This is a genomic window from Providencia sp. JUb39, from assembly GCF_012272845.1.
Taxonomy (GTDB): domain Bacteria; phylum Pseudomonadota; class Gammaproteobacteria; order Enterobacterales; family Enterobacteriaceae; genus Providencia; species Providencia lanzhouensis.
Window position 1 is genome coordinate 2,040,699 of sequence record NZ_JAAWXD020000001.1, and the last position, 16,527, is coordinate 2,057,225.

Consider the following 16,527-nt stretch of genomic DNA (forward strand, 5'->3'; position numbering starts at 1 on the left):
TGATCTTATCTGGGACATTATTGATAATAAATATCACTATCGTGGCTTCATTGGGGACTAATCGTGTCTAATCCGGCATCATTACTGATGGATAACTTGTTCGACCTGAAAGTTTTTGTGGATGTGGTTGAAACAGGAAGCTTTACGCATTCAGCACAAAGGCTTGGTATTTCGCGTTCAGCCGTGGGGAAATGTGTCGCGCGGTTAGAAAACCGATTACAAATTCGCTTATTGCATCGCACAACGCGAAGCCTTCGCTTAAGTGATGAAGGGCAAACGGTATATGAAGGTGCGCTCAAAATTTTACACGAAGTCGCCAATATCGAAAACGAACTGAGTCAGGGACAACAGCAACCAAAAGGATTATTGCGTATTACGGTTCCGGTTATATTTGGACGTTTGTACATCATGCCTATTGTCAAAGAATATGCACGGCGATGGCCTAATGTGGAGGTGGATGTTCATTTCTCGGATGACTATAGCGATATTGTCGGGGAAGGGTTTGACCTTGCCATTCGTATTGGAGGAAATGATGATAACCGGCTGATCCGCAAAGTCTTAGCACCACATAGAATGGTCACTTGTGCATCTCCTACCTATTTACAACGATATGGCACTCCGCAGAGTATTTCAGAGTTAGTAAAGCACCAAAAACTGGCGTTTAAACATCGGGGTAGTGTGGTTCCGTGGCAATTTCATACCCTTCAAGGAAAGCAACTGTTACCCGTATCAGGGCGCCTGACGTTGAATGACACTCAGGCAATTCTAGATGCCAGCATTGAAGGCGAAGGAATTTGCCAGTTAGGGGCTTTCTTAGTGGGAACTGCTATTCAGCAAGGGCAACTACTACCGATATTGAGTGAATTTTCTCGCCAAGAATCATCGATTTGCGCTTTATATCCGACAAAACGTTATTTGCCGCTCAAAGTGAGCTACTTCCTAACGTTGATCGATGAATGCTGGCAAGGAAAAGCAATTTGGGATTTTTAACTGTCTTTTTTGGCATATAAATAGACCGAAGCTCGGGAAACCCCAAGGTGTTGCGCGATGGTATCCATGGATTTTTTAATATCAAGAAGACCTTCTTTGCGTAAAATCTCGATTAAGGCAACTCGGTCATCAGCCTTCAAGGTTCGGGGAGTGGCGGCGATAGAAGCGGCGTATTGATCGATGCGAGTACGAATAGCTTCGCTGCCATTAGGTTCTAGATGCTCTTTGACGGGGCTGCATCCTACCTCTGTAAATTGTGACAGCATACTTTGCATACTGCGAAACTGGGTCATATCTAAATTGAGGCACAATGCGGCAACGTATTGCCCAGTTTCATCTTTGATACCGATTGATGTGCTCTTGGCTGGGCGTCCATCTGGAAATTGATTGGCATAATTGGCGATGATATTGGGGAAATCGGCGGATTCAATACGGGCGAGACCCAATTCAGTTGTTGGTTGACCTTCTTTGCGCCCAGAGAGGTTGTTATGAATCGAAATAATCGAATGTTCGGGGTTTTTCAGATCATGAACCACTACTTCACAGAAAGGGGCGAAGGTCTCACTTAACCCTTGTGCTATGGCTTCAATTTGTGCCAATAAACTGTTTTCTTGTGGCTTCGCCATAACTCTACCCCTTCATCTATTTTGGATATCTCTTTAAATATTAAACTATTTTTTTCAATTCTAATAGAGAAGGGGCATAAATTGCTTAAGCTAACATTAATTCTGCGAAGCGCTTAATGTCCACATTTCCGCCGCTGATAATAATCCCAATTCGTTTACCGCGCAGCTGTTCTTTCATTTTTAAGGCGGCAGCGAAAGAGAGGCAACCTGTCGGCTCCACAATTATTTTCATACGCTCAGCATAGAACTTCATGCGATCAACTAATTGCGCATCGGTCACAGTTAAAATGTCATCCACATTTTGTTTGATTAGCTCAAAAGTGTAGTTCCCCACATGTTGAGTTTGTGCACCATCCGCAATAGTTTTTGGCGTATCAATGTGCACAATTTTTCCACTACGGAAAGATTGCTGCGCATCATTACCGGCTTCAGGTTCAACGCCATACACTTTGCAATTTGGCGATAATGCCCGTGCGGCGAGTGCGCATCCAGAGAGTAGCCCACCACCGCCTAAGCAAACAAATAGGGCATCCAGCTCGCCAACTTCCTCAAACAGCTCTTTGGCCGCAGTACCTTGACCCGCAATAATATCCACATGGTCGTAAGGTGGGATGATGGTCAATCCCTCTTTTTCAGCCAACTCGCGACAAAGTTGCTCTCTATCTTGGGTATAGCGGTCAAATCTAATCACTTTAGCGCCGTAGCCTTGGGTGGCGGCAACTTTGACTTCTGGAGAGTCAATTGGCATCAAAATGGTGGTGGGGATCTTCAAAATTTGTGCCGCCAGCGCGATACCTTGCGCATGGTTTCCTGACGAAAATGCGATCACACCCGCTTTCTTTTGTGCAGGAGTGAGTTGTGAAAGGGCGTTTAACGCGCCGCGAAATTTAAATGCCCCCATACGTTGGAAATTTTCACATTTAAAGAATAACTCAGCTCCAAACTCATTGTTGACTGTCGTGGACGTCATCACTGGGGTTTTGTGAGCAATACCTGCAATGCGCTGTGCTGCGGCTTCGACATCTTGATAGGTCGGTAATGTTAATTCAGACATGATATACCCCATTATTAAATGGCTAATTGGTAATAACTTGATTTTTATAACAACGCGTTCGCTGCGACAGCGGTTGCTTCAATTTCGATCCCTGCACCAAAATGCAGTTCACTAACACCCGCAACGGCGCGAGCAGGACGAAACTCGCCAATCCAATTGGCATAAATTTGATTAAAAACCGGCCAATTGTCCATATCCGCGATATAAACCCGAACCTGAACCAATTGTTGCCGACCGATACCATTGGCAGATAAGCAAGCCTCTAAATTTGCTAATACCTGTTCTGCTTGCTGAGTAAAGGGTGTGTCCGCATGGACATTTCCTTGGCTATCTGTGGGTAATTGCCCCGATACAAACACGAAACCATTCGCCGTGACGGTGTGTGAATAGTGCCCTCTTGGTGGAACCAGCTGGGAAGCATTAGTGTATACAATATCTGTGTAAGCGGTATTTTGGCTCATTGATTTTCCTCATTCGGAAATTTAATTTATACAATAAGTCTAATATTGGACTATATGTTTAGTCAATGGCTTTTTGCTGTTTAAATGAACTAAAAATTTTCGTCAACTTGCCGATGATATCTGGGCAGATCAAGCTAAAAATGAGAAAGATTGTTATAGATGGCATTTTGCTCACAACGTCATACATTACTGATCAATCTTCCATAAACAGGCGGTATTTGAAGCAAGTGTTGGGAAAATAGCGGGGGAATAATTAAATTATTGGTATTTAATTCCAGATGAATAATTAAGCAATAAAGTTAAATAATCAGGAATAAGAATAATCAAATTGAGATGAATAACTAAAAATGATAAGAAGTTGTTATATAACTACATTTAGGAAATTAACATGGCTAAAATTACCTTTGACCTTCTGGCTATTTATGGCGAAAAAGGGGAAACCGCAGGATTACAATATTTACAAGAATCCCTGCTTCCTTTTGCCGCATTTGAAGAAAGCTTACCCAAATCGCTCTTTGATTATGTCATTGAGGGTAAATCCCCTGAAATTCTCATGAAGCTGGGGCAGTTGGACAAAGAAAAAGCCACAATCTTATTAGACAAACCGGGAACGGTGGATTGGTGGTGGGGAAGCCACAGTTTTGATGCCGGCTCGTATAGCAAAGTGATCCGCCAAGGTAAGAATGCCCGCCATAAACTGTATTCCAAAGTGGGTGATGATATTACACCAGCGCAAATAGCGCGTTTTGCTAAAGTGGTCGCAGCGGCTTGCCAAGAGGTGAATATCAAAATTTTGACGCCAGAATTGCCTTCTTGGATGCTGTATTTACTGTGTGATGCATTTGTAACCACCTTTGAAAATTCACGCCATGCTAAATATGAACATCGTAAACATTGGAATTACGAGCTGCTAAGCCAGTTAGTGGAAAATGAAGCGGAACAACCGGGTAACACCGTGCTATACGGTATTTTTGATAGACAAAATCTGTCGGATTATCACTACGAAAATATGGTGTTATTGTTTGCTATTCCAGGTTTAAAAGAATACTTAATTGCTGAGCAAGATTTTATTCGCCAAAGCCTACTGAGCAATTTATCCGCCAGTGGTCAGATCCAATTGATCGATACGCTGAGAAAAGACGAAGCGCTGTATAGCGTGTTTGCCGATATTTTAGTGCTATTGGCAACCAGTTCACTGAAAACCGTGCGTTCAGCGGCTGAGCCAGTGATGTCTATTCTGCCGGAAGAGGCGGTTAAAACCCACTTAACCAAAGTACTGCTTGAAGGAACGCCAAAGCAGCGTACGCAAGCGGCAGATCTATTCGCCCGTATTGGTAAAGATCGAGATATTCTTGAAGCAGCGTTGAAAGTGGAGACCAACAAAACCGTCCTCAAGAGCATTGAAAGTGCGATTTCTCGCTTTGATGTGATGGATTGTGCGAGTGAAGTGGAAGAGGTCGAAATTCCAGAGATTATCTCGATGGAAGATACGCCACTACCAGCAAGCGCAGTCGATATTTTGGTCTCTAACTTCCGTGAAATGCTGCAAAAAGCGAAAGAAAATGCTGAGCGCGAACTGGAAGAGAATAAACAAGAAAAGCATAAATACACGTGGTCACAACGCTATTACAAAGAGTTCAGTCAACACAGTGAAGACGAATGTGCTGGCTTATTAGCTAAATTAAACTCGGGTGTCGGGGTGATCACCGATCATGAATACAATGTTATCAAGCACAAAGAGCGCATTAATAATTTACCGGAATTCACGCTATTCCACGCGTTGCGTTTGCTGAGTCATAACCGCTCTGATGTTGAGCATTTTTCTCACTATCAACTCACTCGCGAAGTCCCCGTTCGTATCCTATCGCAGCTCGATTTACGCCAATTAGAAAAAGGGCTTGAGCAGTGCCATTTTAAAAATGCGAGTCGCTTAATTGCTGACTTATGCCTGCGTTCATACAGTGATGGATTAGGGCTATTTAGAGCGCCGGAACAAATTTGGCCGTTCTTTATGCAGTACCCTGATTTCTTAAGTGAAGCGCTGGGGCTTATCCCGCAGCACCAAGGGCATCGTTATTACCAGGAGTATGATGCATCTAATGCGGTAACCATTTTAGGTAAATACCCGACCATCCCAGCGCGATTTATTCCTCGCATTATGGAACTGGCATTAGGTGAAAATAAAACCCACCGTTTAAGCGCTCAAAAACTCCTAGAAACTTTACCAAGCATTCACGTTAATGCGGCAGAAGGCCTTGATTCTGGTAAACAAGAGATCCGCGTTACTGCCATTGAATGGTTAGCTCGCTTAAAACACCCTGATTCACTAAAACCGCTGTATGCGTTGCTGAAAAAAGAGAAACGTGAAGTGGTAAGAGCCGCATTATTAACGGCATTAGAGCAATTTGGCGAAGATATTTCCGGTTACTTAGCACCGAAAGTCCTATTGGCTGAAGCGCAAAAAGGCTTAAAAGCCAAAGCACCCGCGAGCATGGCATGGTTTGATCTGGACGCCATTCCAGCCATGACCTGGCAAGATAATAAAAAGGTGGATGCGGACATCATCCGCTGGTGGATCATTCTGGCGGTGAAATTAAAAATGCCTGCGGGTAATGGGCTATTACAGCGCTATATCAGCTTATTATCATTAGACAGCCAGCGTAAGTTAGGCAGTTTTATTCTTAATAGTTTTATTAGCCAAGATGTGGCGGGACCGTCACTGGAAGCAGCGATGGCTGAAGCACAAAGAGACGCTCCATCACGCTTGAAAAACTACCAAGATTGGCTAAAACGCTGGCCTGAATACTATGCCAAGTATGAAAACTTCACCCTTGAGCAGACCATCAACGAGATCAAAAACGAAGTATTAGGCCGTTATTTAGGCTCGGCTATCAGTGAAAAAGGGATGCTTGCGCTGATTTGTGGTGTGGAGGGACATGTTGCCGTAACCATGCTGCGTAACTATATGCGTGACCATTACCAGCGCCGTGCCCAAATTGAAGCGATGATTGACGCGATTGCCGTCAGTAACGATCCGCTGATCATTCAGCTTTTATTATCATTATCGCGCCGTTATCGCACCGCATCAGTCCAAGAAAAAGCCCGCGGATTGGTGGCTGATATCGCACAACGTAACGGTTGGAGCGCGGATGAATTGGCAGACAGAACCATTCCAACTGCGGGTATGGATGAAACGGGGACTTTAGTACTGGAATATGGGGATCGCACGTTTACTGCCAAGCTCGATGCTCAGCAAAAACTGGTGCTATTTAACCCTGAAGGTAAAGAGATCAAAGCGCTGCCGGCGGCACGTAAAACCGACAACGAAGAGCTGATTAAAGAGTCGAAAAAACTCCTGACATCCAGCAAAAAAGAGCTTAAGCAAGTTATTGAATTACAAACTGCGCGTCTGTATGAAGCGATGTGTGCAGAGCGTCTGTGGAGCACGGCGGATTGGCAGGAATATATTCAAAATCACCCAGTGATGCGCGGATTGATTGAACGACTGGTTTGGTTAGAAGTGAAAGATGACCAAGTGATCAACCAATTCCGTCCATCCGATGATGGTTGCTTGTTGAACCTTGATGACGATGAAGTCGAATTGAGCGCAGATTCCAGCATCAAGCTCGCTCATGCGGCGTTATTATCAGACGCTGATCGTAAAGCGTGGATTACTCATTTTAAAGATTACAAAGTCAAATTCCTATTCTCGCAGATGGATCACACCATTCCAGATCTGGCGTTAACGCTCACGGAAATCGAAGATAGAAAAGGCTGGCTAACGGATACCTTCACCCTACGTGGCGTGTTAACCAAAATGGGTTATCAGCGCGGCCAAGCGGAAGACGGCGGAAGTTTCTGTCATTACTTCAAATATTTCTCCAGCCTAGATTGCTATGTGTATATGGAATTCAGTGGTAGCTATGTCCCAGAAGAAAATATCCCTGCGGTGTTGTACTCCTTGAGTTTTGACCAAGCACAAAAAAGCTCGTGGGATAGAGGCTATGTGGAACTGAAAAACGTCCCGCCGATCCTGTTAGCCGAAAGCTATGCTGACTACCTGAAAGTCGCGGATGCCTGTAGCGGTTTTGACCCTGAATGGGAAAAGAAAACCCCGTGGTAATCATTGATTAATCGACGCATAAATTTAGGAAACCAACATGGCTAAGGCGAAAAAAATGACGGAAGGCGTTCTGCGTGAAAGCGCAGAAGTGCGCTTTGCGGATGAATTAGAACGATTAACCCAAGCGGATAAATGCAACCCTAAACCACAAGGTTGGCTACGTTCCCCGCGAGCGGTACGTCAATTTATTCTTGGGGATGAAGCACTGCAAATTACCCCTAAATTTTTTGGTGACGATGCGCTGGTTGATCGCGCCATTGTGACCTTACTGGGTAAACAAGGGTTAATGCTGGTGGGGGAGCCTGGTACGGCGAAATCCATGCTGTCCGAGTTATTAGCGGCGGCGATTAGTGGTGACTCGGGTTTAACCATTCAAGGCACGGCGGGTACCACGGAAGATCATATTAAATATTCGTGGAACTACGCGCTGCTACTGGCGGAAGGTCCAACAGAAAAAGCTTTAGTGAGCTCACCGCTCTACCAAGGAATGCAGCAAGGCAAAATTGTGCGTTTTGAAGAGATCACTCGCTGCCCACCTGAAATTCAGGACGTGCTGGTCAGCATGATGTCAGAAAAGCAAATGATGATCCCTGAGATGAAAGATAATGCGCGGATCAGCGCCAAATCAGGCTTTAACTTGATTGGTACTGCCAACTTACGTGACCGCGGTGTGCATGAAATGTCATCGGCACTTAAGCGTCGATTTAATTTCGAAACAGTCAAACCCATCCAAGATCCGACATTTGAAATTGAACTGCTCAACAAGCAATTGACCGTTGAACTGGGTGAGCTGGATGGCAAAGTGACCGTCCCAACGGATGTGATCGAATTATTAGTCACGACGTTCCAAGAACTACGTTCAGGTAATACCAAAGATGGCGGGAGTATCAAAACTCCAGATGCGGTGATGTCTACGGCGGAAGCGGTTAACATCGCCTATGCCTGTGCATTGGAAGCCCACTATTTGGGGAATGGCACACTGAACGCAGGTGCTGTGGCGCGCCAGTTGATTGGTGTGGTACTCAAAGATAATGCGGATGATATCAAACGGATGCGTTATTACATTGATAATGTTGCCCGCGAACGTGCGAAACAGAGCGAAGCATGGAAAGCCTTTTTCGATGCATCTCGTGAATTCTGGCAATAATATCCGTCGTCGCAGTGTGGTGGTAAATACATCACCACACTGTCCCTATGAGAGACATCATCGGTGAGTTTATCAAACATCACATTGCCAGAACGGCTACAGCAGGCGCTTGAACAGTGGAAAATACTGGATGAGCAACAGCTCTATTTTGCGCCCGTTCGTCACCATAGTCCCGCCTGTGCTTATAGCGTATTGAGCTTAATTGAACAGGTTAAGCCTGACTATGTGCTGATAGAAGGTCCTGACAGTTTTAACCCATTAATCGCGGGTTTATTGGATGGCGATACACGTCCGCCCGTGGCAATTATGGGGCAGACTACCCTGAAAAGTGCGCCTACTGAATCAGATGAAAGTGACGCTGTCACGAGATCGGCGTATTTCCCATTTTGTGAATATTCCCCTGAGTGGCAAGCGTTACGCGTAGGGCAGCAGCATCAAGCTCAACTGCGTTTTATTGATTTGCCGTGGACAGCACAGGTGGAACTTGATCTGGAAGGCGAAAGCCAGCATCAAAGTCTGCAACGGGAACGCTACCTTGCCCATAGCTTATTTATTGCTCAGTTAGCGAAAAAGTGTGGGTGCCGTGATCATGATGAACTGTGGGAACATTTGTTTGAGTTGCGCCCATTAACGTCGGTTGCCAATTGGGCTGATTTCTTCCGCGATACCTTTATTTGGTGTGCCTTGGCGCGTTTAGATTACGAGCCGGAAGTACTGGCTTCGGAGGGCTCAACCCAGCGTGAATCCCATATGCAGGCGCACATTCAAACCATTAAAGCGGCAGAGCCAAACGCGAAGATTGTGGTCGTGACGGGCGGGTTTCATACCTTGGCACTGCTTGAAGGGCTTGGGGATACTGTGGCACAGCAATTTAAACTCTCTTCCGAGCAACAAAAGCAATTTGCATCTCAGCAAAAGTTGGCAGACCGCGACAGCGCTTGGCTTATCCGCTATAGCTTTGACCGGCTCGATGCATTAAATGGTTACGCCTCCGGCATGCCATCTCCCGCATTTTATCAAAAAGTATGGGAAGGATTGTTGGCGCAGCGAGCGGATCAGGCAGCGCAAAAAGTGGCTGCGACGGCCGCGTATCGCAATCAGCTCGGTATTCAGTTTTTGGCTTACGTGGCTGAAGTCTTACGAGAAAAGCAATTTGATGCGGCGCCGGGGTTTTTATCTGTTAAGCTCGCCGCAGAGCAAAGTCTGAGACTTGCCGCATTTCGTGGGCACACGGGCGTGGGTCGCTATGATTTATTGGATGGGCTGCAAAGTGCGTTCATCAAAGGTAGCTTAGATGAAAGCCAAGATGAGCTGTGGCAGCAAATCAAAACCTGTTTTTCTGGTTTTACCTTGGGGCAGATTCCTAAAGGAACCATCACACCGCCATTGGTTTCTGAAACCTATTCATTGGCGAAAGGCTTTCGCTTCAAATTGGACGATACTTTAGCTAAAGTCAGCCGCTTAGATGTATACCGTAATAAGCAGCATCGTTTACGCAGCCGTTTTCTGCATCTTTTGAGTTTTTTAGAAATCCACTTCGCTAAACCGCTTTCTGGTCCCAATTTTCTTTCGGGCAACCAGCTGGATTTACTGTTTGAAGAGTGGCAATACGCGTGGACGCCAAATGTGGAAGGGGAGCTGATCGCGCTTTCTGAAAAAGGCACGCAATTAAAAGCCATTGCACTGAATAAAATTTTGGCGATGGAAACGCAACTTGAAGAGCAAGGCGTCAGCCGTTCAAGCCAAAGCGCGGTGACATTACTGATGCAGGCGGCGTTGATTGGGCTTCATCAGCGCATTCCAACGTTATTTACGTTATTAGATAGCTATATTCAGCAAGATAGCCAGTTTGAATCATTGGTGGCCTGTGGTCATAAACTGGTACACCTATGGCGCGGACGTAGCTTCTTTGATCTTGAAGAAGAAACGGGGATCAAACAGAGGATTGATAAAGTACTCTCCCAGGCTTTTTTCTGCTTAGATCAGGTGGCTCAAGGAGATGAACAGCAGCAAGAACACTATTTTAATGCGCTACTGTCTTGCCGTGAATTAATCACTTTTATGCCTGAAATTAGCCGCGATACGGATCATTCCGCAGAATTTTATGCGCAATTGAGCCGGTTGGATGGGCGCCTTAATCACGTGCCGCTAATTAAAGGGGCGGTGGATGCTATTCGTTATCTTGGTGGTCAAATTGATGAATCAGTACTGACCCAGGAAATTCAGCGAACGTTTAGTCTAGGTAGCGATCCGGAACTGGCTATCGGTTATTTCATTGGCATTATGCGTACCGCACCGGAATTGGTTGTGCGTTTACCCCTATTAATTGAGTTACTCAATGAACTGTTGAGTGAGTGGGATGATGGACGTTTCTTGCAAGTATTGCCGGATCTACGCTTTGCTTTTAGCCAATTAACCCCGAAACAAAATGCGCAAATGGCGCGGGTGGTCGCGCAAAAATTATCGATGGATACCCAAGATTTAACTCTCCATCAGACACAATTCAATCAGCAACAATTACTCCAAGCCATGGAACTCGAACAAAAAATTCAGCTTCAGCTTGAAAACCAAGGGTTAACTGAATGGTTTTCGCTGCAAAATGAGGGGCTATCTCATGGATAAGCAGCCAGAAGATGCGCAATTAACCGAAGAGCAACTTCAATTAGCAAAACGCTGGCGCCTTATTTTAGGTCAATATGCGGATGGCGCTCTGGGACAAGCGGCACTAAATGGTGATGAGCTCAAAATCGAGCGGTCATTGGATTTTTTATATCGCCGTGAATATCAACGTCGCGGTTTACGCCAAGAAGGCGGACGTCATGGCTCGCTAGATGCGTCCCAATTGACGGCGGTTAACTGGCTGAACCAAGCCCGTAAATTGTTCCCGAACAGCACCTTTGAGCGAATGCAGTCGCAGGCATTAGAGCGTTATGAAATTAGTAGTTTATTAAAAAGCCCGCAAGCCTTGAATGCAATGGAGCCCACCAAAGCCTTAGCTAAATCGTTATTAAGTTTACGCGGTAAAATGAGCGAAGAGACGCGGGATGCGGTGAAGAATATTATTCGCAAAGTGGTGGATGATATTTTAAGCCAGATGCGAAACCAATTTCGCCAAGCGTTAACAGGGCGTCGTAACCGCTTTAAGCGATCGCTACTCCCCAATAGCCGTAATTTCGATTGGCGAGCTACTATTGCTGCGAATTTAAAGAATTATGATCAACAAAATCAGCGCTTAGTGATTAAAACTCCGTATTTTAACTCCCGCCAGCAACAGCATTTGCCGTGGGATGTGATTTTGTGCGTCGACCAAAGTGGCTCGATGGCGAGTTCGATTATGTATGCGGCGGTGTGCGCCAGCATTTTAGCCGCATTACCGACTGTACGTGTCTCTTTGGTGGTGTTTGATACCCAAGTGGTGGATCTCAGCCATTTAGCCCACGATCCTGTGGAAGTGTTAATGACCGTGCAGCTCGGTGGGGGAACCGATATCGCGAAAGCGATGCATTATTGCGAGAGCTTGATCCGCAATCCGAAACGCACGGTGATTTCGTTGATCAGCGACTTTGAAGAAGGCGGGGCATTGAATAACCTGCTCAATTGCACGGAGCGTTTGAATAGCCAGCAAGTGAAATTGTTGGGATTAGCCGCTTTAGATGATGATGCATTGCCGGTTTATGATACGGAGATTGCCCAAAAGCTGGCGGATCGCGGTATGAGTGTGGCGGCGTTAACCCCAGAGCATTTTGCTCACTGGCTGGCTGAGGTGATGCAATGAGTTGGAAAACCGTTTATTTACATTATGATGACGACGCATTAGCCGTATTTGCCAATGTTGGATTGCTGCGACGCGCCCGTAAGGATCTGGAAAGTGGTAAAGTTTCTCCGGTTTGTTTAGCAGATGGAACTTTTGCCAGCGACGGTCAGCAAGTCACGTTAGATCCTCAAGGGGTGCAAAAAGCCAGCTGCGATTGCTCGGCCTCGGGTTGCTGCAAACATATTCTGGCCGCGGTGCTTTGGGTACAAACAAACAGCGATGAACAATTGATTGATTCTACAGAAGATAATTCAGAATCTGTTGATATTGAACCGCTACTAATTGAGCTGTTGGCATTCGATGTTCCCGCATTAATCAAGCAAAACAGTAAACCAGATTGCCGCTTGGCAGTGAAGATCTTACAGGATTGGCAAGATCATGCAGTGATCTTGGACGACCAATCGAATCAGCTGAAAATAACTATCCCTCATTATGATGAGCCAATTATCTATATTCGGGGGAATGGTTTTCAAGGGATGCTGTCGTCATTACCGGAGAAGCAGCAAAAAGCCCTCCATTTGGCGGCGATTGCTAAGGTATTTCTTCTGCATAACCAGCCATGGAATTGGCCTGACGATCTCATGCCTAACCGCGAGGTTACGTTAGCATTAAGTGACGATGAGCAAGCGGTGATTGCGACTATCCAGCGTTTTATTCACGATATGCTGCGTCAGGGGCTTTCTCATATAAGTCAAAGCAGCGCTGCGCAATTACATTTATTGAATATGTCAGCGCGTGCGGAAGGTTTACCTCGCTTGGCGAACTATTTAAAGCGTTTAAGCTATCAAGTGAAATTATTAGCCCAGCGCCATTTCACGATGGATGAAGGGCAAGTTTTGCGGTTTATCGCGCAAATTAGTGGCTATCTTTACCAATTAACTCACGCCAGCGACGATAAAATTGCGCAATTGCGCGCTTTTGGTCGTCGCCAATATGATAGTAAAATGGACATTCTCTCTTTGATCCCGATTAGTGCCGAGTGGTGGCAAACCCAAAGTGGCGCCATTGGAGGAACATTTAGTTTTTGGGATAACCAAGAGAAAAAAGTGGTGCAGTGTAGCCAAGCACGCGCGAATACCCTCGACCCGAATTTCACCCGTCACACTGTCTGGCAAACGTTAGCCATTTGGAAACAAACGGCAGATAACCTGATGCGCAGTGGCTTTGAATTACATAATCCACGCTTATCCGATGAGGGCAAATTTGCGGCTAGCGGCGATAGTTATGCCGTCAGTAGCAGTGCGGTTAGCCACGTTCCATGTATTTCATTCGATGACTATCAAACATTGAGAAGTGAGCTGGGATTTGAGGATTGGAAAGCGGCAACGACCTATTTCAATACGCTTACCGATGATACCCAGTTTGAACCTGTTGTGCTGCATATCGACAGCTATGAACCGCTACATTGGAATGAAATCGAGCAGTGCGTCAGTTGGGCTGTGCTGGACAGTCATCAGAATCGGGCATTTTTGCGATTAAATTGGCAAGGTACGGAAAATCACAAAATTGAAGAACTGCGTTTTATCACTCAGAAAGGTTGGGAAATTAGTGCGGTATCTGTTCAAGTAAGCGTCTCTCAGCAACAATTACAACTAACTCCGAAAACCCTCTGGTTGAAAAAAGAGCAGGGTATTGAGCTGTTTTACCTCGATTTTGAATCGGTACCTCGTAAAAAACAGTCTTCCAAGTTTATGACGTCGATTGCTGAATATATGGCGAAAAAGCAGCAAGACCGTACGGCATTTGCGCCAGTGCCAACACTGGCACAGCAGATCACGCGTCCAATCTTGTCGGTGTTGGAAACACAAAGTTGCACAGGGCGCGCACAGTTATCAGCGAGTCAAATTGACGAGTTAAACTTTGTGGTCAGGACATTGCAGGATTTGGGGATGTTGTGGTTTGCCAAGCAACTGGTGCATTACCTAAAAAAGGAAAATCAAACCGCCGAAAATTTACTGCGTTTGGTGTATCTTTGCGACCAATTTGAGCGTTCGCAAAAATTGATGCCTTTTGAGTTGAATAGCTAATTTAGCTCGTAAAAATAGAGAGGGGAAAGGATTCCCCTCGCTACATTTTATGATTCTAAATGGTTTAGAAACGTCCGTAGTAGCTGACTCAGCGCTTGTTGCTCTTCATTTGACAGTGATGCCACTAAACGAGATTGGTTTTCGGTATGGGCTGTCACTACGCGATTGATCAAATCCAACCCTTCCGTTGTTAAACTCACCAAAAAACCGCGCCCATCATCAGGATTGACATGACGCGCCACATAACCGGCTTTTTCTAGCTGATCGATGCGGTTGGTCATGGTACCGGATGTCACCATCAAGGTAGCAAGCATATCGCTGGGTGACAGTGTATAAGGGGAACCTGCACGGCGCAAAGTGGCGAGTACGTCAAAACTTGATCGGTTTAGACCAAATTTGGCAAATACCTTTTCCATTTCACGGGTCAGGTGATGGGCAACGTTACCTAAGCGACCAATCAGCCCCATGGCGCTGATATCAAGATCGGGGCGTTCACGTTCCCATTGTTGAGTGATTTTATCTATTCTATCCATAGGCAAATCATACAATAATCTATCTTGACGTCAAGGTAGTTTGAATTTATCTTGACCTCAAGATAAATCAACGTGAGCGTATTCATGAATAGATATTGGGTTCTGTTTTTAACGGCATTAGCACCGATAGTCTGGGGAAGCACCTATTTGGTGACCACGGAAATGTTGCCTGCGGGCATGCCACTGACGTTAGCCATGATCCGCGCCTTACCCGCAGGATTGCTACTTTTACTCTTTTTACGCAAATTGCCTCAGGGGATTTGGTGGGGACGAGTACTTATTCTCGGCATTTTGAATTTTTCGCTATTTTGGTGGCTGTTGTTTATCTCCGCATACCGTTTACCGGGAGGCGTGGCGGCAACGGTGGGGGCGATTCAACCGCTGATTGTGTTATTCCTTAGCCGTTGGCTATTAAGCAGCCCGCTATCGAGTATTTCGATATTTGCCGCACTGAGCGGTATTTTCGGGGTAGCTATTTTATTATTGACGCCAAGTGCCGCGTTAGATTTAACCGGGATTATTGCAGGTTTAGCCGGGGCATTCTCTATGGCGGCAGGAACGGTATTAAGCCGTCGCTGGCAGCCACCTGTTTCAGCATTGACCTTTACCTCGTGGCAATTAACCGCAGGCGGGTTAGTCTTACTACCTTTCGCGCTGTTACTTGAACCTGCGTTACCGTCACTGAGTTTGTTAAATATCGCAGGACTGAGTTATTTAACTTTGATCGGTGGCGCACTGACTTATGCATTATGGTTTCGTGGCCTCGCTATCTTAGGACCCAGTTCAGTAGCATCGCTAGGCTTCTTAAGCCCGATGAGCGCCGTTATCCTTGGGTGGCTGTGGCTCGACCAGCAACTCAGCCCATTACAGTTACTCGGCATGTTGGTGATTTTACTCAGCGTCTGGGGAAGCCAAAAAGCAGAGCGTAAATTAGCATTGAAAAGGCAGCAACAAGCCGCTTAAATGGTCAGGGTGTCTTATATAGGTAGACACCCATTTTACTGAGTGGTGACAATATGTGTTGTGGTGACTATGTTATTTCCTGATGAAGAGAATACGATTGAGATTGCGCCAGATGCTTATCTCCTTAAAGGTTTTTTGCTTGGGCAAGGGGAACCGTTATTAGCTGCATTGCATGAAGTGATTGCGCAAGCGCCTTTGCGTCATATGGAAACCCCTAGCGGGTACGCCATGTCTGTGGCAATGACCAATTGCGGTGATTGGGGCTGGGTTACGGATAATAAAGGCTACCGATATTCTTCTGTCGACCCGCTGACTCAGCAGCCATGGCCCATGATGCCCGCATTATTTAAACAGTTGGCGATTCATGCCGCCGAAAAAGCTGGCTTTTCTCATTTTGATCCTGATGCCTGCCTAATTAACCGCTATGGTGTGGGGGCTAAAATGTCGTTGCATCAAGATAAAGATGAAGCGGATTTCGGCCAGCCGATAGTCTCCTTTTCATTAGGGCTGCCCACTATCTTTGATTTCGGTGGCGAAAGGCGAGGGTCACCTCGTCAAGCTATCCCATTAGAGCATGGGGACGTTTTGGTATGGGGTGGGCGTTCGCGGCTCAATTATCACGGTGTACGACAAATCAAATCAGGCATTCATCCTCAACTTGGGGCTTATCGTTTTAATCTGACATTTCGTCGCTCACAGCTTATGAAGTGACTCGTTTCTGCAAGCCAAAAAATATCATTGAATATTGAATAATATCCGCATATAACTGTTGGCTTGTTTTTAACTTAA

At 45.8% G+C, this 16,527-nt stretch carries 12 protein-coding genes; 8 read left to right on the forward strand and 4 right to left on the reverse strand.

What is annotated here, in order from left to right; all coding sequences use genetic code 11:
• The first annotated feature begins 63 nt into the window (after positions 1–63).
• On the forward strand, positions 64–990 hold the full coding sequence (locus HFU86_RS09350) for a LysR family transcriptional regulator (protein ID WP_336431763.1): 927 nt from the start codon (positions 64–66) through the stop codon (positions 988–990).
• On the opposite strand, the gene HFU86_RS09355 is transcribed toward HFU86_RS09350, so the two are convergent.
• From HFU86_RS09355 to HFU86_RS09365, 3 genes are all read right to left on the reverse strand, one after another.
• Positions 987–1,616, reverse strand: a complete 630-nt coding sequence (locus HFU86_RS09355) for a helix-turn-helix transcriptional regulator (protein ID WP_036948015.1) — start codon at positions 1,614–1,616, stop codon at positions 987–989. The two genes, HFU86_RS09350 and HFU86_RS09355, sit on opposite strands and share 4 nt — an antisense overlap.
• Positions 1,617–1,701: 85 nt before the next feature.
• A complete protein-coding gene (locus HFU86_RS09360; RefSeq protein WP_187129100.1) occupies positions 1,702–2,670 on the reverse strand; it encodes a threo-3-hydroxy-L-aspartate ammonia-lyase in 969 nt (322 codons plus the stop codon).
• A 44-nt stretch (positions 2,671–2,714) separates the two neighbouring features.
• A complete protein-coding gene (locus HFU86_RS09365; RefSeq protein WP_108478135.1) occupies positions 2,715–3,131 on the reverse strand; it encodes a RidA family protein in 417 nt (138 codons plus the stop codon).
• Between the two features lie 388 nt (positions 3,132–3,519).
• On the opposite strand from HFU86_RS09365, the gene HFU86_RS09370 reads away from it, so the two are divergent.
• The 5 genes from HFU86_RS09370 (at position 3,520) to HFU86_RS09390 (ending at position 14,242) form a co-directional block, all read left to right on the forward strand.
• Positions 3,520–7,254: a DUF4132 domain-containing protein gene (locus tag HFU86_RS09370; RefSeq protein WP_187129101.1), complete on the forward strand. Its 3,735-nt coding sequence runs from the start codon at positions 3,520–3,522 to the stop codon at positions 7,252–7,254.
• 37 nt (positions 7,255–7,291) lie between these two features.
• Positions 7,292–8,401 (forward strand): ATP-binding protein, encoded by a 1,110-nt coding sequence (locus HFU86_RS09375; protein WP_187129102.1) that lies wholly within the window; start codon positions 7,292–7,294, stop codon positions 8,399–8,401.
• Between the two features lie 63 nt (positions 8,402–8,464).
• The gene (locus tag HFU86_RS09380; RefSeq protein ID WP_187129103.1) at positions 8,465–11,023 is read left to right on the forward strand and encodes a DUF5682 family protein; all 2,559 of its coding nucleotides are present in this window, start codon (positions 8,465–8,467) and stop codon (positions 11,021–11,023) included.
• Positions 11,016–12,176: a VWA domain-containing protein gene (locus HFU86_RS09385; RefSeq protein ID WP_187129104.1), complete on the forward strand. Its 1,161-nt coding sequence runs from the start codon at positions 11,016–11,018 to the stop codon at positions 12,174–12,176. The genes HFU86_RS09380 and HFU86_RS09385 overlap by 8 nt, the downstream gene beginning before the upstream one ends.
• Positions 12,173–14,242 carry an SWIM zinc finger family protein gene (locus tag HFU86_RS09390; RefSeq protein ID WP_187129105.1) on the forward strand — a complete coding sequence of 690 codons (2,070 nt, stop codon included), beginning with the start codon at positions 12,173–12,175 and terminating at the stop codon, positions 14,240–14,242. The genes HFU86_RS09385 and HFU86_RS09390 overlap by 4 nt, the downstream gene beginning before the upstream one ends.
• A 47-nt stretch (positions 14,243–14,289) precedes the next feature.
• Here the strand turns inward: HFU86_RS09390 and HFU86_RS09395 are convergent, their stop codons facing one another.
• A complete protein-coding gene (locus HFU86_RS09395) occupies positions 14,290–14,775 on the reverse strand; it encodes a MarR family winged helix-turn-helix transcriptional regulator (RefSeq protein WP_132495955.1) in 486 nt (161 codons plus the stop codon).
• An 84-nt stretch (positions 14,776–14,859) separates the two neighbouring features.
• On the opposite strand from HFU86_RS09395, the gene HFU86_RS09400 reads away from it, so the two are divergent.
• Positions 14,860–15,738, forward strand: a complete 879-nt coding sequence (locus HFU86_RS09400; RefSeq protein ID WP_187129106.1) for an EamA family transporter — start codon at positions 14,860–14,862, stop codon at positions 15,736–15,738.
• Positions 15,739–15,807: 69 nt separating this feature from the next.
• Positions 15,808–16,449, forward strand: coding sequence for a DNA oxidative demethylase AlkB (alkB, locus tag HFU86_RS09405; RefSeq protein ID WP_187129107.1), 642 nt, complete (start codon positions 15,808–15,810; stop codon positions 16,447–16,449).
• The last annotated feature ends 78 nt before the right edge of the window (positions 16,450–16,527 follow it).